Below are 19,472 nucleotides of genomic sequence, written 5' to 3' on the forward strand. Positions count from 1 at the left end.
CGGCAGGGCTGCGGCGGGTGGGGTCACAGCGGGTACAGCAGCGGGTTCCCGGGACCGTCGGGCAGCCCGCCCGGCGCGGTCCCGGGCATCAGGATGTCGAGCTGGGCCCGCTCGTGCGCCGCCACCGTGTCGGAGACCCGGGTCGCGGCGTCGAGGTAGACGACGGTCATGACCCGGCGGGGGACCTCGCCCTCGTTCCGGCCCGCCCGGTGGAACGTCCAGCCGCGGTGGAAGCTGACGTCACCGAGGTCGAACGGGTTCTGCACGGTCTCGAACTCCGCGCGCGCCAGCTCCTCCTGCAACCGCTGCTCCGACGCCGCGCTGATGGGCAGGTCCCTGCCGAACTCGAACCGGTGGCTGCCGCGCGCGAACGCCAGCGGCCCCATCTCCAGCGACGTGTCCTGCAACGGGATCCACACGGTGCAGACCCGGTCGTCGGCCAGCGGCCAGTAGTACTGGTCGGCGTGCCACGGCGTGATGTCGCCGGACGGCTCCTTGTACAGGGCCTGGTCGGCGAAGAGCCGCACACTGTCGGAGCGGAGCAGCCGGGCCGCGATCTGCGCCAGCCGCTGCGAGAAGACGAGGTCGCGTGCCGCTTGGCTGTAGCGCCAGATGTTGCCGACCTGGAGGAACGCCTTTTGCAGTACGGAGCGTTCCGCGTCGGGTACGTCTTCGGTGGAGTTGAGGACCCGGACCTTGTCGGTGATGTCGGGCTCCAACTGCTCCATCAGGGAGCGCTCGAACACCCCGGGCAACTGCACGAAGCCGTCGCGCTCGAATCCGGCGACGGCATCGGTCGGCAGGTCGTACGTCGTGTGAAGATCTGCTGAGGTGGTCGGTCGCACGTCGGTTCACCTTTCCCTCGCGCCGGCACGGTCATCGGCGGCGCCGGTGCGGGCCGCACCGGCACCGCAGGGCCCGGAGGGCACGGCGAACGGCTCGCCGCCGCGCTCCGCGGGTCCGGGCCGACGGAGCCGGTCCGCGAGAATGCGACCCCGGCCCGTGCCGATGTCACAGTCCACATGCTCGCGTGGCGTTTCGCGTCGGTGCAACCCCGACTCGGGTGGTAATCGCGTTTCTCTGCACCGATTCCCACCCGTGCCGCCCATGTCATCGGGGGAGTTTGTCGGCGGCCGCGAGGGCGATGGCGGCCGCGGGGCACGCGTCCGCGGCCGCCTGCGCCTGCCCCCGCAGCCGCTCGCCGGGCTGCGGGTCCAGCAGGGTCGCCGCATCGTCGTCGTCGCCGAGGTCGAACAGTTCGGGGGCGACGATGACGCATTGGCCGTGTGCGTCGCAGAGGGCGGCGTCGAATTCGATGCGCATGGTGTCCTCCTCTGGGTCGTGCTCTGGGTCGGGATCCGAGGCGGGCGGCGGGACCGGCCGGTGGCGGGGCGCCCCGGTCAGGCGGCCGGTGCGGGGGACGCGGCCAGGGCGCGCTGGTAGCCGATGAGGGCGCGGGGCCGGTTCACGGTGACGGCTCCCATCAGTTCGCCGTCCCGGTCGCCCTCCACCACCAGCCGCCCGCTGCCCGGGTCGTCCTCGACCACGGTGCGGCGCGTGGCGTGCCCGAACAGGCCCGCCGACTGGATCTTGGCGCCGTACTGGTCGCTCCAGAAGGTGGGCACCGGCGTGTACGGGGTGCGGTGCGCCGGTGCGGCGAGCAGGTTGGCTGCGGCGGCCTTCGCCATGTCCCCGGCGTTGGTCCAGTGCTCCACCTGGAATGGTTCGGAAAGGCGCGGGTGCGGCCAGGCGGCGACGTCGCCGGCGGCGGCGATGCGGTCCGCGCCGACCGCCATGCAGTGTGTGTCGCAGAGGACGCTGCCCCGGTGCAGGGCGAGACCCGATCCCGCCAGCCACTCGGTGTTGGGCACCGAGCCCAGCGCGATCAGGACGACATCGGCGGGGATCCGCGTCCCGTCCGCCATGTGCAGCGCCGTCACCCGCCGCCGTCCCTCGAAGCGGGCCACGGTGGTGCCGAGGCGCAGCCGGACGCCGTGCTCGGCGTGCATCGCGGCGACACGGGCGCCGATCTCGGGGCCGAGCCCCGGCATCGGGTGCGGTGCGATGTCGATGAGCGTCACCGTGGCGACACCAAGGGTCCGCAGCGAGGCGGCCACCTCGCAGCCGAGGAAGCCCGCCCCGAGGACGGCGACCCTGGTGGCCGGGTCGACCGCCCGGCGCAGCGCGAGGCTGTCGGCCACGGTGCGCAGCGTGTGGACGCCGAGCGGCGGGACCCGCCCCGGCCAGGGCCGCGCCCGCCGCCCGGTGGCGATGACCAGGCCGTCGTACGGCACCTGCCGTCCGTCGTGCAGCAGGATGGTGCGCCGGGCGCGGTCCAGCGCCGCCGCGCGGGTGCCGAGGAGCCAGGTCGCCTGGATCCGGTCCGCGGGGAACCGGCAGCGGTCCGGGTCCATGGTGCCGGTGAGGACCTGCTTGGACAGCGGGGGGCGGTTGTAGGGCGGGTGCGGCTCGTCCCCGATGACGGTGAGCTCTCCGTCGAAGCCGCCGTCGCGCAGGGCCTCGCCCGCGCGAAGCCCCGCCAGGCCCGCCCCGGCGATCACTATGCGCCGCGCTTGTGTCATGGCCGCTCATCCCCCTTGATCCGCACGACGACGTTCCTGAGCCGGGTGTAGTTGTCCAGCGCGGCGAGGCCCCGCTCGCGTCCGTAGCCGCTGTGCCCGGAGCCGCCGAAGGGGCTTTCCACGCCGCCCGTGAAGTACTCGTTGACCATGACGTAGCCGGCCCGCACGTCCCGGGCGAAGCGCAGCGCGCGGTCCACGTCGCGGGTGTGGATGCCGGCCGCCAGGCCGTAGTCGGTGGCGTCGGCGAGCTCGGCGGCCTCGTCGTCGCCGCCGAAGGTCAGCACGGCCAGCACCGGACCGAAGATCTCCTCGCGCGCCACCAGCATGTCCGGCCGCACGCCGTCCAGGAGGGTCGGCGCGACGAAGTAGCCCTTCGGGAAGTCCGCCGCCCCGGCCACGACGTGCGCGCCCGCGGACCGCCCCGCGTCGATGTAGCCGAGGACCCGGTCGCGCTGCGCCGCCGAGATGAGGGGGCCCACGTCGGGGTCGTCCATGCCGGGGCCGACGCGCAGCCGCGCCGTCCGCTCCGCCAGCCGTTCCAGCAGCGGTCCGTGCACAGCGGTGTGGACGAGCAGGCGGGAGCCCGCGTCGCAGTACTGCCCGGCGTTGGTGAAGATGCCCTTGGCGATCTCGTCGGCCGCGTGGTCGAGGTCGGCGTCGTCGAACACGATCTGCGGGGACTTGCCGCCCAGTTCGAGCAGCACCGGGGTGATGTTCTCCCCGGCGGCCCGCAGTACGGCCCGGCCGGTGGGCACCGAACCGGTGAAGGTCAGCGAGTCGATGCCGGGGTGGCCGCTGAGGGCCGCGCCCGCCTCGCCGCCGAAACCGGTGACGACGTTGTACGCCCCGGCCGGCCACCCGGCCTCCCGGAGGACGTCGGCGAGCGCCAGCGCGGTCAGCGGGGCCTGCTCGGCGGGTTTGACGACGGCGGTGTTGCCTGCCGCCAGCGCCGGGGCCAGGCTCCGGCAGACCATGGACAGCGGTGCGTTCCACGGCGTGATGTGCGCGGTCACCCCGCACGGTTCGCGGACGGTGTAGTCCAGGTAGTCCGGACCGAGCGGCACCGTCTCGCCCTGGATCTTGTCCGCGGCCCCGGCGTAGTAGTCGAAGTACCGCACGCAGCCGCGGATCTCGCTCCGGGAGAGCGAGAGCGGTTTGCCGGTGTCGCGCGTCTCCAGGATGGCGAACTCCTCGGCACGGGACTCCAGGGTCCGCGCGGCCCGGGTGAGCAGCAGGGCCCGGTCCACCGGCGCCATGCGGCGGCAGGGCCCGGCGAACGCGGCTCGCGCCGCCCGGACGGCGTCGTCGACGTCCGCCGGGCCGCCGCGCGCCACCCGGGCGACGGTCTCCTCGGTCGACGGGTCGAGGGTCGCGAAGGTGGCGGCGGAGCGGGCCGGGGTCCACTGGCCGTCGATGAACAGCCCGCCGGGTGGGATCCCGCCGGCCGGGACCCCGCCGCGCTCACTCATCGCCGGTCACGAACATCGGGGTCATCGCCTGCCCGTCGCCCGCGGGGACCCGGTCGACGCCGACCATCCGGTCGATGACCATGTTCTGGAAGCGGTGCAGCGGCTCCTCGAACCGGTAGCACATGCGGCCGCCCGGGTAGTCCGGGTTCGCGATGCCCTGCTGGACGCGTTCGACGATCTCCAGGTCCTGCCGGTTCACCAGGTCCCAGAAGCGTTCGAGCTGGTCGAGCCCTGCGTCCGCGTCGTCGCCCGCCACCGAGTCGGGGTGGGTGAGGATGACCGCCTCCTCGACGGTGCGGCCGGGCCCGTCGGGGCGGCCGAACAGGACGAAGGCGTGGTTGGGCAGGACCACGATCGCGGTGTTCGGGAACAGCCAGACGAAGCGGCCCGCACTGGCGTCCGCCGCGCCGAGGCCCGACACCGGGGGCAGCCCGTCCCAGCCGCCCGCCTCGGTGTTGCGGGAGATCGGGGTGGTGCACATGCCGGTGTACATGCCGGGGCCCTGCCAGCGGTAGTGGTCGGCGAGGCGGGACACCTGGATGAGTTCGGGGTGCACCCACGGCAGGTGGTAGTACTCCATGAAGTTCTCGCCGATGAGCTTGTAGTTGGCCGCCACGTCGTAGCTCAGCCGGCGCATGGCACGCCACTGGGGGAGCCGGTGCCCGGCGAACCGCTCGGGCAGGTCGCCGAGCTGCCGGCGCAGCGGCGCGGCGTGCCGGTCGAGGTTGACGAAGACGAGGAAGCCCCAGGAGTCCGCCCGCACCGGCAGCAGCCCGTAGTCCGCCCGGTCGAAGCCCTTGACGTCGGACATGTCGAACACGCCCTGCTGGTCCGGTGGGATGTCCGAGCCCTCGAACAGCGGTGTGCCCAGGCAGTTGCCGTCCAGGTCGTAGGTCCAGCTGTGGTACGGGCAGCGGATCCTCCTGTTCCGCCCGACGGCGCTTACGCCGTCGAGCAGCTTGGTGGCCCGGTGCCGGCAGACATTGTGGAACGCGCGCAGTTCGCCCTGCTCGTTGCGGGTGACGATGAGCGAGCGCCCGGCAACGTCGGCGAGGATCACCTGGCCGGGCTTCTCGACCTGGCAGGTGGTGCCGACCGCGACCCAGCTGTTCGCGAAGACCCGCTCGCGCTCGATGTCGTGGAACTCCTGGGACGTGTAGGCCGCGGGGAGAAGGGTGGTGGCGAACTCCACCGGAACGCGCGAACTCCGGTACGTCTGCTCGTCGGTGAAGGCGCCCGCCGCGGCCGACTGCGGGTGCGGCGCGCCGTTGATGTCGGTGCCGATGCTCATGTCCAGCTCCCCTCTCCGGGTCGGGATCAACTGTGGAAGGCCTGCTCGAACGTGTGGTCGGTGAGGGCCGGGCGGGCGAGGGAGAACGCGTCGACGGGGTGGGAGGAGGCGCCGTCGAGGGCGAGCTCCGCGAGGATCGTGCCGATCAGGGCGGCGAACTTGTAGGCGTGGCCCGCCCCGACCGCGACCACGACCCGCGGGTCGCCGGGGAGGGTGTCGAGCACGAAGTTCTGGTCGGGCGGGATGGTGTAGAGGCAGGTCTTCGTGGTGAGCTCCGGCCCGGCGAACCCGGGGATGTGCTCGTTCAGGAAGGCCAGGTACCGCTCGCGGCGCCGCGGGTCGGGGTCGAAGGTCCTGGTGTCGGCGGTGACCTCGTGGCCGCCCATGTGCTGGCCCAGTTTGGTCGCCACCTCGCCGTAGACGGGGAAGCCGTAGAAGTTGTGCTCGCCGTGCCACATGAAGACCGGGAAGTTCTCCGGGGCGAACGCGCGCAGGTCGGCGGTGGCGTAGTAGGTGACCTGCTCCTGGGTGACCGTCAGTGGCAGTTGTACCCCGCAGTCGGCGAGCAGCCGGTTGGTCCAGGCGTCGCCGGCGATCACCACCCGGTCGGCCAGGTAGGTCTCGTCGTCGGTGCGCACCTCGACCCCTGCCGGTGTCGGGCGGACGGCCCGGACCGGGGTGTCCTCGACGATGCGGGCACCGAGGCCGCGGGCGAGCGCCGCGTGGACCGCGTTGGCCCTGCGCGCGTCCACGATGCCGGAGTCGCGCTGGTACAGGGTGCGTTCGCCGCCGGTCAGCCGGAACTGCGGCCACCGCCGCATGACCTCGGCGGGGTCGAGCAGTTCGTGGTCGACCCCGAACTCTGTGAAGAGCCGCACGTAGCCCTCGATGTTGCGGGTGCCGGTGTCCCCGGCCGCGCGGTGGTCGGCGTCCTCGATGACCAGCCCGCCGGTGGTGGTGACGAGCCGCTGCGCCGAGGCGTCCTCGACCTCGCGCCACGCCGCGTAGGCGGCGGGGGCGAGCGCCGAGTACGCGCGCTGGTGCTGGGCGAGCCGGATGATCCGGGAGTGGTCCTGGGAGGCGCCGCGCTCGTGGCCGAGCCGGAACTGCTCGATGCCGAGTACGCCGGGGCCGAGCCTGAGTGAGAGCCGGTACAGTGCCGCGGAGCCGAGGCCACCGCAACCGACCACGATCGCTGGGAAGTGTTTCATCGACATCCCCCGCTGAGCCGCCGAGATGCGTCCTTGCGGCTTCAGGATGCGGGTGCCGGACCGTACAGGTCTATCTCAGAAAAATACAGATGACCGTGCGAAATCCGTACAAGATCAACACCACTCGCCGCCCCTCCGCGCGGCCCCGGATCGGCCGCCGTCGCCGCGGGCGCGGTGTGCTGCGGCGGCCTCCGCGGCCGGCTCGCCGCGACGGCCGGGTGGACCGCGGGGCCGCCGGTCCCGGCGGGCCCCCGCGGTTCAGTCGCCCTGGGGGCGCTCCCCCGTTGCGAAGGTCACCCGCGCCGTGGCGGGGAGCCCCTCGGCGGTCCGCGACGATTCGAGCAGCGCGAACAGCTCGCGGCGCAGCTCCTCCAGGTCGGGCCCCGGCAGCCGCTCGAACACGCCGCGGGTGCTGACCGTCCACGCCCATTCCCACCACGCGGCGGTGTCGGCGAACAGGAGGGTCCGGGTCTCCTCGCGTACGCGGACACTGGTGCAGCCCGAGCGCGTGAGCAGGTCTCCGGCGTCCATGCCGAACGCGTCCCGGCGCTGAGCCGGCACCCCCGCCCGCCGCAGGTAGCAGGCGTAAAGTTCGCCCACCCGCGGATCGTCCCCCGGTGTCACCGGGGCAGCGGGCACGGAGACGCCGCAACGCCCGCCCGGCCGCAGCGCGCGCAGCATCCCTGCGGCGGCGGCGCGCGGGTCGGGCATGAGGAACAGCGCGAAAGCGCACACGGCCGCGTCGTAGGAGCCGGCGGGGACGTCGAGCGCTTGGGCGTCCATCAGGGCCGCGGAGGCGTGGCCGACCCCCTCTGCGGAGATGTCGGCCCGGAGGTGCGCCACCATCGACGTCGACAGGTCCACCCCGTGCACGGCGCCCCCGGGCCCCACGGCCCGCGCCGCGGGGAACAGGCAGGCGCCGCGCCCGGCGGCCACGTCGAGCACGCGCTCGCCCGGCGCGGGCGCGACCAGATCCACCAGGCGCTGCCCGAACACCCGGAAGTACGCGACCCCGGTGTCGTAGTTCGGCGCGCACCTGCTGTAGACGGCGGCGACGCCGGACTCCGGCCGCGTCACCCGCCCGCCCCCGCGGTCTCGGCGAGCGCCTCGCCCAGGACGCCCGCGATCGTGTCGATGTCCGACCGGGTGTGCGCCGTGCTGAGGAACCACGGCTCCTCCGGCACCGGGTGGAAGTACACACCCCTGCGCTGGCAGGCCATTTGCAGGAGGCGGTGCCCTTGGCGGTCGAGGCGGCCGGAGGCGGCCGCCATGAGCTGCACCGACATGACCGAGCCCACCCGGTCGACCGCAAGGACCCGGCCGGCCGAGTCGGCGGCGGCGCGCACGCGGGCCTCGGCGTGGGCGCCCAGCGCCTCCAGTTCGGTGTACAGCGCCGGCGCGGCGGCGATCTTGGTGAGGGTCGCGGCAACGGCGCGCAGCGCCGCGTGGTTGCCGGAGTAGACGCCGGCGTGGAAGGCCGCATAGGTCGCCAGGGGCTCCATGGCCTCGCGTGCGCCGCCGAAGGCCGCGACCGGGAACCCGCCGCCCAGCACCTTGGACAGCACCGTGAGGTCGGGCACGATCCCGTACAGCTCCTGGGCGCCGCCGCGGGCGACCCGGAACCCGGTGATCACCTCGTCGAAGACCAGCAGCGCGCCGTGCTCCCTGGTGCGCTCGCGCAGCAGCGCCAGGAATCCGGGGTCGGGCGGCACGACGCCGACGTTGCCCAGCACGGGTTCGCACACCACGGCGCTCAGTCGGCCGCCGTGCTCTTCGAAGACCTTCTCGACCGCCTCGGCGTCGTTCCACGGCACCTGGAGCGTGTGCGCGGTGGCTTCGGGGATCATTCCGGCGGCACCCGGACGCGGCCGGTAGCCGTCGGTCTCCGCCGAGCGCAGCAGTGTCTCGCTCCACCCGTGGTAGTGCCCCTCGAAGGTCAGCAGCAGGGTGCGTCCGGTGAGGGCGCGGGCCAGCCGGACGGTCGACATCAGCGCCTCGGTGCCGGAGTTGGCGAACCTGAGCCGTTCGATGCCCGGGACCAGTTCGGTGACCAGGCCGGCCGCCTGCCGGTCCAGCCGGTGCGGCAGGCCGGTGAGGTGGCCGCGCGTGAACTGGTCGGCCACCTGCCCGGTGACGTCGGGGTCGGCGTAGCCGAAGATGTGCGGGCCGTAGCCCATGTTGACGTCGATCAGCTCGTTGCCCTCGATGTCGCGGATGCGGCAGCCGGCGGCGGAGTCCACGACGATGGGCGTTGCGACGCCCTTGGCGCGCATGTTGCTGCTGACCCCGCCCGCGACGAAGCGGTGCAGGTCGGCGTATGCCTCGGCGTTGGAGTGCGCGGTCCGGACGTCGTTGATGGTGTCGGGCGTCATCGTGATTGCCTCTCTGGATTTCGCTACTGCGGGTGGGCCGGGGCCGGGGCGGCTCCGGTGTCGTTCCGGGCCCCGGCGGCGAACCGCTCCGGGGCGTACACGGCGAGCAGGGGGGAGCGGTGGCCGTCGGCGATCTCCTCGGCGGCCAGCCGGCCCAGGAGCGGGCCGAGCGTGGCGCCGCTGTGGGTGACGATCTCGTAGTAGCCGGGCGCCGTCCCGAGGGTCCCGACGCTGGACAGCCCGTCCGCCGGAAAGGCGCGCACACCCACCCGCACCGATTCGGGCCGGGCCCCCTGGAGCGCGGGGAGCAGGGTGGCGGCGCGTTCGATCAGCTCGGTGACCAGCCCGCCGGGCACCGCGGCGGGGGCGGCGTCGCGGAGGCGGGCGTCGACCGCGTCCGAGCGCACCCGCACCCGGTCCGGACCCGCGGGCCGGACGCTGACCGCCGGTGCGAGGAGCATGCCCGCGAGGCCACCAGGGGCGGCGACGTCCACGAGCAGCCCACGGGTCGGGGCCAGCGCGAGCGGGCCGCCGGCGAACCCGGCGATCTCCTGTCCTCCTGCCCCCGCCGCGTTGACCAGCACGTCGCCCTCTTCGGTGCGGCCGTCGGCCGTGACGGCCCCGTGCACGGCGCCGCCGTCGCCGACGGCAAGCCCCGCGACCTCGGTGCCGAAGCGCACCTCGGCCCCCGCACCGCGGGCCCGGTCGAGCAGCCACGCGGCCATGGCCGGCAGGTCGACCCAGCCTTCACCGGGCAGCAGCCCGACCGCGGGCGGCAGCGCGGCCCGGTCGACACCGGCCGGGATCTCGGGGCCGGACCTGGGGACCGGCTCGGCTCCGTATCCCCACCGGCGCGCCTCGGCGAGGCGGGCGGCCAGATCGTCGGGGGCGCGGTCCCAGACCAGGCTCGGGCAGGGGTGGAAGCCGGGCACCCCCGCTGCCCGCAGGTCGTGCAGCTCCCTGAGGCCGGCGTGGTTCAGGTCGAAGTAGCGGCGCGGCCCTTTGCCGAAGGCGGTGGCGCGGGAGAAGGACGCGCGGCTGGCACCGGTGGCCGGGGCCGCCGCGCGTTCCAGCAGCAGCACCCGGGCCCCCGCCCGGGTCAGGTGCCACGCTGCCGCCGCGCCGACGATCCCGCCGCCGACGACGATCACCCGGCCCATGAGCCCGCCGCCTCACGGCTCGTCTCCGCTGGGCCGTCCCAGTCGACCGGGCCGGTGGCCCAGTCCGGCGGGACGACCCGGTACCGGGTCGGGGCCGACCGGTCCTCGCGGTCCGCCCCGGTGAGGTTGACCAGCACGGTGTCGTCCGCCGAGAGCCCGCCCTCCCGCCGCATCCGGACCGCCCCGGCCAGGGCGGCGGCGCCGGCGTTGCAGGCGTTCACCCCCTCGTCCTCCGCCAGCAGGCACCGGGCGGCGCGGATCTCGGCTTCGGTGACCGCAGTGATGGCGCCCCCGCTCTCGCGGCACAGGTCCCGGATGTAGGGGTAGGTCGCGGTCGGGTCCCCGCGCAGGATGGCCTCCGCGGGGCCGCGGGGCTCATGGACGATGTGCCGCGGCGCGATGGCGGCGGCCCTTTCGCGGTAGGCGTGGGCCATCGGGGCGCAGGCGTCCTGCTGGACGGCGACGAACCGCGGCACCCGGGGCAGCCTGCCGAGGCGGCGGTACTCCAGGGCCCCCTTGTAGCCGCCGAGGAGGCCCATGCCGCTGCTCACCGCCTGGAACACGGCGTCCGGCGCGGGGTCCATCCGGTCGAACGCCTCAAGGTAGGCGAGTTTCAGCCCTTCGCGGCGCGCGAGGTTGAAGAACCCGCCCTCGGCGAACGCCCCGGTGCGCGCCGCGAAGCGGCGGGACACCTGGCCGGCCGCGACGAAGTCGCCCTCCACCAGGTAGGTACTGACGGACGGGTGATCGGGGTAGCCGAGCCGGTGGCGGAACCGGTACCCGCAGAACAGCGCCAGTTCCATCCCAGCCACGGCCTGCACCCCCCGGGCGTAGGCGGTGGAACTGTTCCCGGTGGAGGCCATGACGAACCGTTTCACCCCGAGCTCGGCGAATCGGGACAGCCCCAAGGACGCAATACGGTCCTTGGTGCTGCGCGTAGGGTTATCGCCTTCGATTTTCAGCACGAGCCGCGGGAGCCCGACGCGCCGTCCTAAATCGGTCGCCGGACGGCACGGCGTATTCCCCTCTCCGAGACCGATAATGCTTTTCCGGTTTTTCAGTGGCAGTAGGTCGAAGTACCGCTGGAGCGGCTCGCCGTCCGACGGAATGGACGCCCGGCCGAGGTCGTGCACGGCGTCGACGGCCCCGCCGCATTCGGCGCAGCGGTTCGCGGATTCGCGTTCGGGTGAACGCCCACAAAGAACGCATACCAAAAGGAATCCAGCATCCGGTCCGGCCAGCGCGGCCTGGTCCATGAGCGCTTCGTAGCGCAGGGCGAGGTTCACGGCTTCCTTCCGTCGTGACATGCGAGAACGGACGAATTCGGCACACAGTGCGACCATGGGGATCGAGGCGGACGGGCATGGTTCGGCGCGATGGGCCCTCGATATCCGCGCCCGGTTCCGGCGCCTCCATTTACGGTCGGCGCGGCACGGCCGCGGATCCCAGAACCCTTGTTTCCCGTGCTCGACGCAGGGGAATCGTGTTTCTGCGAATTTATTTCGCAGCCGCCATGATCCGACCAGAGTAAGCACCCGATCGGAGCGCCATGTCCCATGATTTTCCAAAGCTCGGAGATTGGTCCGAATTCGACGGGTTGCGGGAATTGTGGTCCGACCGGTTGCCCGGCGCCGTACGCAGGGCGCGCGAAAGCGACTTCTACCGCCGCCGGTTCGGCGGCGAGGACCCGAAGGCGGCCCTCGATGCGCTCTGCGGTCTCGGCGTCACCACAAAGGCCGATCTGCGCGCGAGCCACCCCTTCGGGATGCTCGCCGTCCCGCGCCGCGAGGTGGTCGCCTATCACCAGTCCAGCGGAACCTCGGTGGGCCGGGCCACCGGGTCCTTCCACACCGAGGCGGACTGGGACGAGATGCTCGACCGGTTCGGGCGGGGCGGTGCCGCGCTCACAGCGGAGGACACCGTGCTCGTCCGGGTCCCGTACGCGATGGTCACCATCGCCCACCAGGTGCACGCGGCGGCGCGGGCGGCGGGCGCGATGGTGGTTCCGGCGGACGCCCGTTCCACCGCCATGACCGTCCGGCGCGTCCTCGGCCTGCTGCGCGACCTCGAGGTGACCGTCGCCGCGGCCCTGCCGACCGAGCCGCTGCTGTGGGCGGCGTGCGCGCGCCTGCTCGGCGAGTCCCCCCGTTCCTACGCCCCCGCACTGCGCACCCTGGTCGCGACCGGCGAACCGCTGAGCAGCGCGCGCCGGCGCCGCATCGAGGAGCTATGGGGGTGCTCGGTCACGCTCAGCTACGGGAACTCCGAGTGCGGCTCGAACCTGGCCGGGGAGTGCCCGGAGGGGACCCTGCACCTGTGGGCCGACCGCTACCTGCCGGAGGTGCTCGACCCCGAGACGGGGCTCACCGCGTGGGAGGGCCGCGGGCGGCTGGTGCTCACCACCCTGTTCCGCCAGGCCATGCCGCTCATCCGGTACGACACCGGCGACACCGTGGACCTCCGCTACACCGCCTGCCCCTGCGGCTGGGCCCTGCCCAGTGTGCGGGTCCTGGGGCGCTGGGAGCAGGGGGTGGAGATCGCGGGGAGACGGGTCTTCGCGTCCGAGGTGGAGGACGTCGTCTTCGCGCTCCCCGGTGAATTGGGTGTGTTGTTCTGGCGGGCGGTGGCGGACCGGGGGCGGCTGCGCGTGGAGGCGGAGGCGGACGCGCGGGCCGCCGCCGATGTCGCCGCGGAGCTCGGCCGCGGCCTGGAACGGGCTTTCGGTCCGGTCGCCGACGCCGTCGCGGTCCCCGCCGGAACCCTGGTCCCGCTGGACGAACTGAGCCGCACCTCGCACATCGCCAAGCCGCGCTACCTGTCCGCCGCAGCCGACACCGAGGACAGCGGTCTGGCGTACCCCGCCCCGGCCGGAGCGGGCGGCGGCTGAACGCGCACGCGAACCGAGAGGACGACACAGATGACGCATACTGCGCTGGCAGCGCTGGCCGACCGCACCGACCGCACCGACCGCACCGGCCGCACCGACCGCATCGTGCTCCGCGACGACCGCGACACCTTCACCGCGGGCCGGGCCCTGGACACCGTCCACCGGCTCGCCCGCGCACTGTGCGACCGCGGTTTGGGGCCGGGCGGCACGGCGGCGCTGATGGGCCCGGTCAGCACCAGGATGTACCTGCTGCTGCGCGCGATCGAGCTCACGGGGGCCGCGCAGGTGGAGCTCCCGCTCGCATTGGCAGTCCCGGACCAGGTGGGCCTCGCGGCCGCGTGCCGCGCCACGCACGTGGTGGCCGATCCCGCCGCCACGGACCCCGCCGCGGTCCGCTCCGTCGCGGCGCTACCGGGGGTCCGGCTTCTCGCGCTGGCCGCGCCGGGACCGGGCGAGGACGTGTTCGCCGCGGCCGAAGCGCTCCCGGCCGAACCCTTCGCCTCCCGTGCGCGGCCGGGCGACCCCGGCCGGATCTCGCTGACCGGGGGGACCACCGGGCGGGCAAAGCCCGTCCTCCGCAGGCACCGGCCATTGCGCCCGTTCAGCGCGAGGTGGCTCGAACCGCTGCTCACCGGGGGCCCGGTGCGCATGCTCAAGACCGACCGGCTCACCGGGCTCGGGCTGGCACTCGGCGACGCGACCCTGGTGTGCGGGGGCGAGTTCACCACGCTGCCGGAGTTCACGCCCGAGGCGGCGCTCTCGGCCGTCCGGCGGCTCGGGGTCACGCACATGGTCATCGCGCCGCACCAGCTGCGCGGGCTCGTCGAGCACCCCGGCGCCGCCGAGGGCGGCCTGGCGTCCTTGCGCTGTGTCATCAGCGCGACGGCCGCGACAGGGCCGGCGCTGCTGAAACGCGCCGTTGCCGTCCTCGGCCCCATAGTCCACCCGACCTACGGCCAGACCGAATCCGGCAACATCACCAGGCTGTCGCCCGACGACTACGCCGGATGGGACCCGGCGGTGACGCGCAGCTGCGGTCGGCCGGTGCCGGGGGCGCACGTGGAGGTCCGCGACCCGCAGGGGCGGACCCTGCCCGAGGGGCGACGCGGGCACGTGTGGGTGCGCACCCCTCAGCTCATGGACGAGTACCTGGACCGGCCCGAGGACACCGGACGCGTGCTCCGCGACGGCCTGCTGGACACGGGCGACATCGGGTACCAGGACGCGCGGGGCTTCCTCACCGTCCTCGGCCGCTCCGGCGACGCCATGGTCGTCAACGGCGGCACCGTGTTCGCCTCGGAGGTGGACACCGTCCTCCAGGAGCATCCCGGAGTGAGGGAGGCGGCCACCTTCGACGTCCACGGCGACGGCGGCGCGACCCTGCACACCGCCGTCGCGCCGCGTCCCGGGGCCGACGTCACAGAGGGCGAGCTGCGGGAACTGCTCGCACCCCGGCTCGACCCCCGCCACATGCCGTCGTCGTTCATGTTCGTCTCGCGCATCCCGCTCACCTACGCCCACGAACGGTGCCCCACCACCCTCCGCCACTGGCACGCCGCCCGGGCCAGCGAGCGGACATGACGGGGGATGCCCGCGGCAGGCGCCGGCCGCCCGGGCCGCCACGGACCCGGGCGGTGCATCGGGATCAGCCCGCGACCAGGTGGGGGACGATGTAGACGAGCGAGAGGGCCTCGTAGACCGCTCCGATGACGAACAGCGCCAGCGCGGGCACGCTCAGCCACGCGGCCTGCCGCAGGCCGTGGAGGTACCCCTGACGGCGGTCGGGCGCGCCGACCGCCGCGGGGCGCAGCCAGGCCCTCCCGATGAGGAACGCGCCGAGCATGAGCAGGACGTACGCCTGGAACTCGATGACGAGCGTCAGAGAGTGGGGGATCATGAGCTTCGCCACGGTCGCGTCGACCGGGGCGAGGATCACGCCGGTCTCGTACGCCTTGTAGGCGAAGAGGGGGATCCCGGCGAACGGCACGATCATCGAGGGCAGCAGGATCCGCAACGCGGCGACGGTCACGACGTTGACCCCGAAGATGGTCAGGGCGAACAGCCAGGGGTTCCCGAACAGCGTCCCCACCAGGTCCGCTGTCCCGTCCTGCTGCTGGGCATCGGTTTGCGCGGCGTTCAGATCGGGGAACGCCAGCGCCGCCCCCACGCCGATGAGGAACAGGCCGTACGCGATCGCGTTCAGCACCAGGTAGGCGCCGAGGTTCGCGCGGATGATCCGGAAAGGTGTGCGTAGAAGGCGCATGAGTCGTGCTCCGTTGTCGAGTCGGTGGCGGGCCGGTCGGCCCTGTGCGTGGCATTCCGCCTGAGCGGCGCGCGGTCGCTGAGGCGGTCGGCGTCCCGGCGCGCGGTGGCCGATCAGTCGGCGCCGTCCAGCAGCGCGTTGAAGCGCAGCCGTGTCGCCCGCTCCACGCTGGCCGTCGAACCGCAGAGGCCGAGCGCGATGTTCAGCCACAGCGGCAGGTCGACGGGCGCGGTGAAGGTGCCGAAGCGCTCGGCGATCGGGGGGACGGCGGTGACCGCTTCGACGATCTGCGGGACGACGAGCGCGATCGGGATGATGAGCATGATCAGCGACAGGACCCCGATCACGCGGCTCAGCCACGGGCGCGTGCGGTCGAATCGGGCGCGCCGCCCCTCGGCGGAGCGCGCGTCCGGGACGAGTCGTTGCTCGGCCCCGTCCTCGGTGACGTAATGGCAGCGTTTGAGGCCGAAAGCCGTGCACGCCACCTCGATCGTCCCGCCCGGCACGGGGAAGGCCGCGGGGGGCCCGGACTCGGCGTGATGCCTGCCGTCGAGGTAGAGGTGGACCTTCCCCTTGCCGTCCTCCGTCAGGATCCGCTGCCAGTACGGGACGTCTACGGCGTAGACGACGCGGACGCCGTCGTCGTCCGTCAACGGGAGGTAGAAGAGTGCGCGGGAGAGCGGCTGCCACCACCGGAATTCCTTGAGTGGGCGGCCGTTCCCGTTCTTGACCCGTTGCGCTGCCTTGCGCCGCTTCCGGACCTTGACCATTGCGGACTCCGTGTCGTTTCGCGCGGATCGATCGACGTTCGGCGCCGAGTCGGGACCGCCGCATGCTCGCCGCGGCTGAAAGCGCACCGCGCAGGAGCGGCCGCCAACCGGTCACGACCGGCGCTTGTTCCCATTGCACGGTCTGCCCTCGGGGCAGGGTCAACCGCCGCCGCGCGCCGCGGTGGATCCGGCCGGTGGACGCGTACGGTGGCCGCGGAGAACGCGCGACCAGGCGATGCATGGAACCGGGCGCCGCTTGACTCTGCCCCCGGGGCAGGGTGTGGACTGAGCGCGCGGCCACGCGCAGTCACGGTGGAAGGGGGCATCCCATGGCATGGAGTACTCAGCAGCTTGCCGATCTCGCCGGCACGACGGTGAAATCCGTCCGCTACTACCACCAGGTCGGCCTGCTGGACATGCCGGAGCGTGCGGCGAACGGGTACAAGCAGTACGAGGTCGCGCACCTGATCCGGCTGCTCCAGATCAAGCGGCTGAGCGATCTGGGAGTCCCGCTGTCGGAGGTGGCGGCGATGGGGCGGGCGGACGATGAGCCGGACGAGGCCATCCGCGTGCTGGACGCGGAACTCGAAGCGACCGTCGACCGGATCAACCGCGTGCGGGCGGAACTGGCCGTCATCCTGCGGCACCGCGCCCCGGCGTACGTCCCGCCCGAATTCGCCCCGGTCTCCCGCGACCTCACCGACAGGCAGCGGTCCCTGCTGATGGTCTACTCGACCGTCCTCAGCGAGAAGTCCGTCGGGGAGTTCCGCGAGCTGCTCAGCGAACCGGACGACACCGAGGCGGAGTTCGAGGCGCTCCCCGCGGACGCCGACGACGCCGCGATCGACCATCTCGCGGCGCGCATGCTGCCCGTGCTCCGCACGGCGCGCGAGGCGAATCCGTGGTCCAAGGACCCGGCGGCGGACGCGCCGCGCGGCGCGAAGCACGCCGAACAGACGATGGCCGAGGCCGTCGTGCAGTTGTACAACCCGGCACAGCTGCGGGTCCTGAAACGGCTGAACACCCTCCTCACGGAAGACCCCCCAGCCCCGGACGACACCACGGCCTGACCCGGCGACACCCCGCCGGATGGCGGCGGGCCGCAGCCGCGCACGGATCACCCCGCCCGGCCGGCGGGGACGGGACGCCACCGCCTCGGCCCGCGATCACCGGAACCCCGCCGTGGCCGGTGCAGGCCACCGCGTGCCCGCACGGGTTCGGGAACTGGCCCGTCCCGCGGCGATGGGCCAGGATTGCCTAGTGTGAGTGACCACAATCATGCCGTCCACGGGAATGTCAGTGGGATCGTGTTCCAAGCGGACCACGTCTACGGAGATGTCACAGTGCACGACGAAGAGCGGCGGCCCACGGCCAACCACCTGCCACTGGACATCATGACCTTCATCAACCGGCAGGACGAGCGTGCGCGGTTCGCCGACTGCGTGCTCGATCGCGGCGACCGCACCGAGCCCAGGATCATCCTGGTCAGCGGCGGCCCTGGGTCGGGGCGCACCACGTTGGCGGTGAAAGCCATCAAGGAGCACGTGGCTCGCTCCGGCACCGCAGACCAGTTCGACCTCCTGCATTTCAGAGTGAAGGGCAGCGGACCAAGGAGCACCACGGATCCCGAGGCCATCATCGACCAGGTGCTCGCCGACCTGGGCGTGCCACAGGGTGACGAGCCCGGCGGCCTGCCGGAGAAGCATCGGCGGCTGCGTTCGGTCACCAAGGACCGCAGGGTGGTGATCCTGCTCGACGACGTGGTGCTGCCCGCACAAGTACGCGCGGTCGTTCCCGGCAACCCCGATTCCCTGCTCGTGGTCACGACTGCCGAACCGTTCTCGTCACTGCGGGACCAGCGGCCCGGCAACGTCCAGGTCCTGGCGATGCCCACCGCCCATGTCGTCGCCCAGTTGCGCGCGGAGCTCCAGGACGACCGGCGTGTCGACGCCGAGCCCGGTGCCCTGTGGGAGCTCGCACGCCGGTGCCACGGACTGCCGCTCTGCGCGACCGTGGCCGCCGGGAGGCTGAGCGCCGATCCGTTCCTCCGCATCGCGGGGTTGGTTGAGGAGATCAAGCAGCGCAGCAGCTTGCGGGTGCTCGGGGCAGGGGAGGACGAGGAGACGTCATTGAAGGCCATCCTTGATGCCGGGTATGACGGCTTGGACGACGCGGCCAAGCTCGCCTACCGCGCCGCGGGCCTGCATCCCACCCCCTCGTTCGACGTGTGGGCCATCGCGGCCGCGATCGGCGTCCCCGCTGCCGAGGCCCGCGGAGTGCTCGCCCTGCTGTGCTCGGCCGGTCTGCTGACCCGCGACACCCGGATGGGCGGGCACCGCTACGGCATCAATCCCGCCGTGCACGAGCACGCCGCGGACGCGGCACAGCGCGAGGGCAACCGCGCCGAGCGGGATTCGGTGTTGGCGGGGTTCGCGGCGTACTACGTCCATGCCGGGCTCGCGGCCGACGCGGTGCTGACCCCGCGATGGCAGCTCGGCACCGACTTCGAGCGCCCGCCGGTCCTCGACCTGCCCGTCTTCGCCACCGGATCTGCCACCGGATCTGCCGGCGACGCGGACGGCCCGGACGCGAGGCAGTGGAGCGGGGCCAACATCCAGGCCATCGTCGCGCTGGTCGGGCCCAGCCGCGGCGGAGACGAACCGCTCATCGGCACCCGCGGGTTCGCCGCCGCGATGGCCCTGGCCACCGACGGCTACTTCCGCGGCACCGGCATGAGCCCCGACCGGCAGCTCCTCCTCGCCGCCGGGCTCGCGGACGCCGAGAATTGCGGCCACGTCCGTGTACAGGCGCGTATCCGCAACCAGTTGGGGTTCGGCTGCCTGGAGACCGAGGACTGGGACTCGGCGGAAGGGCACTTCACCGGCGCGCTGGAGCTGTCGGCGTCCGACGGCGACGGCCCTGGCCAGGGCGGAGCACTGGAGGCGCTGGGCATCCTGGCCGGGCGGCGGGGCCGCTACGCCGACGCGCTGGCGGCGTTCGACCGCGCGCTGCCCTTCCTGCAAGCGATGGGGCGGACCCGCTCCATCGCGCTGATCCACCTGCATCGCGGCCGTGCCCTCATCGGGTCGGGCCGTTCAGCGGAGGCACTGGAGCTGCTGGAGCACGCCTGGGAAATGCTGCGTGCGGAGCGGGAGCGGGGCCGACCCGACCCCGTCAACGAGGGCAAGGTCCTGCTCAGCACCAGCGATGCCTTCCTGAGCAGCGGGACGACGGCCGCGGCACACGCAAAGGCCGAGCAGGCGCTGGAGTTGTTCACCGGGCAGGGCGCGCTCGTCCAGCGCGGGCAGGCGTTCGAGGCGCTGGGGCGCTCGGCGCCCACGGACGGGGAGCGAACCGGCCATCTCCGCTCGGCGATCGACGCCTACGAGGCGGTGGGCAACGAAAAGGCCGCGCAGCGCGTCCGTAAACTGCTCGACGGCCGGTAGGGCCTGGGGCGGCGCGGTTCG

16 protein-coding genes are annotated in these 19,472 nt (G+C 73.1%); 4 read left to right on the forward strand and 12 right to left on the reverse strand.

The window, feature by feature from the left end; all coding sequences use genetic code 11:
* Positions 1–23 precede the first annotated feature (23 nt).
* From CLV63_RS27800 to CLV63_RS27845, 10 genes are all read right to left on the reverse strand, one after another.
* On the reverse strand, positions 24–845 hold the full coding sequence (locus tag CLV63_RS27800; RefSeq protein WP_106586197.1) for a phytanoyl-CoA dioxygenase family protein: 822 nt from the start codon (positions 843–845) through the stop codon (positions 24–26).
* 265 nt (positions 846–1,110) lie between these two features.
* Positions 1,111–1,323, reverse strand: coding sequence for a ferredoxin (locus CLV63_RS27805; RefSeq protein ID WP_106586198.1), 213 nt, complete (start codon positions 1,321–1,323; stop codon positions 1,111–1,113).
* A 77-nt stretch (positions 1,324–1,400) separates the two neighbouring features.
* Entirely contained in the window at positions 1,401–2,582 is a 1,182-nt protein-coding gene (locus CLV63_RS27810) for an NAD(P)/FAD-dependent oxidoreductase (RefSeq protein ID WP_106586199.1), read from the reverse strand.
* On the reverse strand, positions 2,579–4,051 hold the full coding sequence (locus CLV63_RS27815) for an aldehyde dehydrogenase family protein (RefSeq protein WP_106586200.1): 1,473 nt from the start codon (positions 4,049–4,051) through the stop codon (positions 2,579–2,581). Before CLV63_RS27815 ends, CLV63_RS27810 begins: the two co-directional genes overlap by 4 nt.
* The gene (locus tag CLV63_RS27820; protein WP_106586201.1) at positions 4,044–5,342 is read right to left on the reverse strand and encodes an aromatic ring-hydroxylating oxygenase subunit alpha; all 1,299 of its coding nucleotides are present in this window, start codon (positions 5,340–5,342) and stop codon (positions 4,044–4,046) included. Before CLV63_RS27820 ends, CLV63_RS27815 begins: the two co-directional genes overlap by 8 nt.
* Before the next feature lie 26 nt (positions 5,343–5,368).
* A complete protein-coding gene (solA, locus tag CLV63_RS27825; RefSeq protein WP_106586226.1) occupies positions 5,369–6,553 on the reverse strand; it encodes an N-methyl-L-tryptophan oxidase in 1,185 nt (394 codons plus the stop codon).
* Positions 6,554–6,811: 258 nt separating this feature from the next.
* On the reverse strand, positions 6,812–7,630 hold the full coding sequence (locus tag CLV63_RS27830) for a class I SAM-dependent methyltransferase (protein ID WP_170134348.1): 819 nt from the start codon (positions 7,628–7,630) through the stop codon (positions 6,812–6,814).
* The gene (locus tag CLV63_RS27835) at positions 7,627–8,925 is read right to left on the reverse strand and encodes an aspartate aminotransferase family protein (RefSeq protein WP_106586202.1); all 1,299 of its coding nucleotides are present in this window, start codon (positions 8,923–8,925) and stop codon (positions 7,627–7,629) included. The genes CLV63_RS27830 and CLV63_RS27835 overlap by 4 nt, the downstream gene beginning before the upstream one ends.
* Before the next feature lie 23 nt (positions 8,926–8,948).
* Positions 8,949–10,085, reverse strand: a complete 1,137-nt coding sequence (locus tag CLV63_RS27840; RefSeq protein ID WP_106586203.1) for an NAD(P)/FAD-dependent oxidoreductase — start codon at positions 10,083–10,085, stop codon at positions 8,949–8,951.
* Positions 10,073–11,428, reverse strand: a complete 1,356-nt coding sequence (locus CLV63_RS27845) for a threonine synthase (RefSeq protein WP_342751443.1) — start codon at positions 11,426–11,428, stop codon at positions 10,073–10,075. The genes CLV63_RS27840 and CLV63_RS27845 overlap by 13 nt, the downstream gene beginning before the upstream one ends.
* Positions 11,429–11,706: 278 nt before the next feature.
* On the opposite strand from CLV63_RS27845, the gene CLV63_RS27850 reads away from it, so the two are divergent.
* Both CLV63_RS27850 and CLV63_RS27855 read left to right on the forward strand, forming a co-directional pair.
* A complete protein-coding gene (locus CLV63_RS27850) occupies positions 11,707–12,972 on the forward strand; it encodes a phenylacetate--CoA ligase family protein (RefSeq protein ID WP_170134349.1) in 1,266 nt (421 codons plus the stop codon).
* A 30-nt stretch (positions 12,973–13,002) separates the two neighbouring features.
* Complete coding sequence (locus CLV63_RS27855) at positions 13,003–14,553, forward strand: class I adenylate-forming enzyme family protein (RefSeq protein ID WP_106586205.1); 1,551 nt, start codon at positions 13,003–13,005, stop codon at positions 14,551–14,553.
* Between the two features lie 64 nt (positions 14,554–14,617).
* Here the strand turns inward: CLV63_RS27855 and CLV63_RS27860 are convergent, their stop codons facing one another.
* Both CLV63_RS27860 and CLV63_RS27865 read right to left on the reverse strand, forming a co-directional pair.
* On the reverse strand, positions 14,618–15,235 hold the full coding sequence (locus CLV63_RS27860) for a stage II sporulation protein M (protein ID WP_106586206.1): 618 nt from the start codon (positions 15,233–15,235) through the stop codon (positions 14,618–14,620).
* Positions 15,236–15,348: 113 nt separating this feature from the next.
* Positions 15,349–16,005, reverse strand: coding sequence for a hypothetical protein (locus CLV63_RS27865; RefSeq protein WP_106586207.1), 657 nt, complete (start codon positions 16,003–16,005; stop codon positions 15,349–15,351).
* 329 nt (positions 16,006–16,334) lie between these two features.
* Between CLV63_RS27865 and CLV63_RS27870 the strand changes: the two genes are divergently transcribed.
* Together CLV63_RS27870 and CLV63_RS27875 are read left to right on the forward strand one after the other, a co-directional pair.
* Positions 16,335–17,075, forward strand: a complete 741-nt coding sequence (locus tag CLV63_RS27870) for a MerR family transcriptional regulator (protein ID WP_106586208.1) — start codon at positions 16,335–16,337, stop codon at positions 17,073–17,075.
* A 273-nt stretch (positions 17,076–17,348) separates the two neighbouring features.
* Positions 17,349–19,451 (forward strand): tetratricopeptide repeat protein, encoded by a 2,103-nt coding sequence (locus CLV63_RS27875; protein ID WP_106586209.1) that lies wholly within the window; start codon positions 17,349–17,351, stop codon positions 19,449–19,451.
* The last annotated feature ends 21 nt before the right edge of the window (positions 19,452–19,472 follow it).

It is taken from the genome of Murinocardiopsis flavida (assembly GCF_003014485.1).
In the GTDB taxonomy this organism is placed as follows: domain Bacteria; phylum Actinomycetota; class Actinomycetes; order Streptosporangiales; family Streptosporangiaceae; genus Murinocardiopsis; species Murinocardiopsis flavida.

Coding starts and splice junctions, on each gene's coding strand:
- CLV63_RS27805 (WP_106586198.1), bottom strand. CDS start 1,323: ATGCGCATCGAATTCGACGCCGCCCTCTGCGACGCACACGGCCAATGC.
- CLV63_RS27810 (WP_106586199.1), bottom strand. CDS start 2,582: ATGACACAAGCGCGGCGCATAGTGATCGCCGGGGCGGGCCTGGCGGGG.
- CLV63_RS27815 (WP_106586200.1), bottom strand. CDS start 4,051: ATGAGTGAGCGCGGCGGGGTCCCGGCCGGCGGGATCCCACCCGGCGGG.
- CLV63_RS27820 (WP_106586201.1), bottom strand. CDS start 5,342: ATGAGCATCGGCACCGACATCAACGGCGCGCCGCACCCGCAGTCGGCC.
- solA (WP_106586226.1), bottom strand. CDS start 6,553: ATGAAACACTTCCCAGCGATCGTGGTCGGTTGCGGTGGCCTCGGCTCC.
- CLV63_RS27835 (WP_106586202.1), bottom strand. CDS start 8,925: ATGACGCCCGACACCATCAACGACGTCCGGACCGCGCACTCCAACGCC.
- CLV63_RS27840 (WP_106586203.1), bottom strand. CDS start 10,085: ATGGGCCGGGTGATCGTCGTCGGCGGCGGGATCGTCGGCGCGGCGGCA.
- CLV63_RS27845 (WP_342751443.1), bottom strand. CDS start 11,428: ATGGTCGCACTGTGTGCCGAATTCGTCCGTTCTCGCATGTCACGACGG.
- CLV63_RS27855 (WP_106586205.1), top strand. CDS start 13,003: ATGACGCATACTGCGCTGGCAGCGCTGGCCGACCGCACCGACCGCACC.
- CLV63_RS27860 (WP_106586206.1), bottom strand. CDS start 15,235: ATGCGCCTTCTACGCACACCTTTCCGGATCATCCGCGCGAACCTCGGC.
- CLV63_RS27865 (WP_106586207.1), bottom strand. CDS start 16,005: ATGGTCAAGGTCCGGAAGCGGCGCAAGGCAGCGCAACGGGTCAAGAAC.
- CLV63_RS27870 (WP_106586208.1), top strand. CDS start 16,335: ATGGCATGGAGTACTCAGCAGCTTGCCGATCTCGCCGGCACGACGGTG.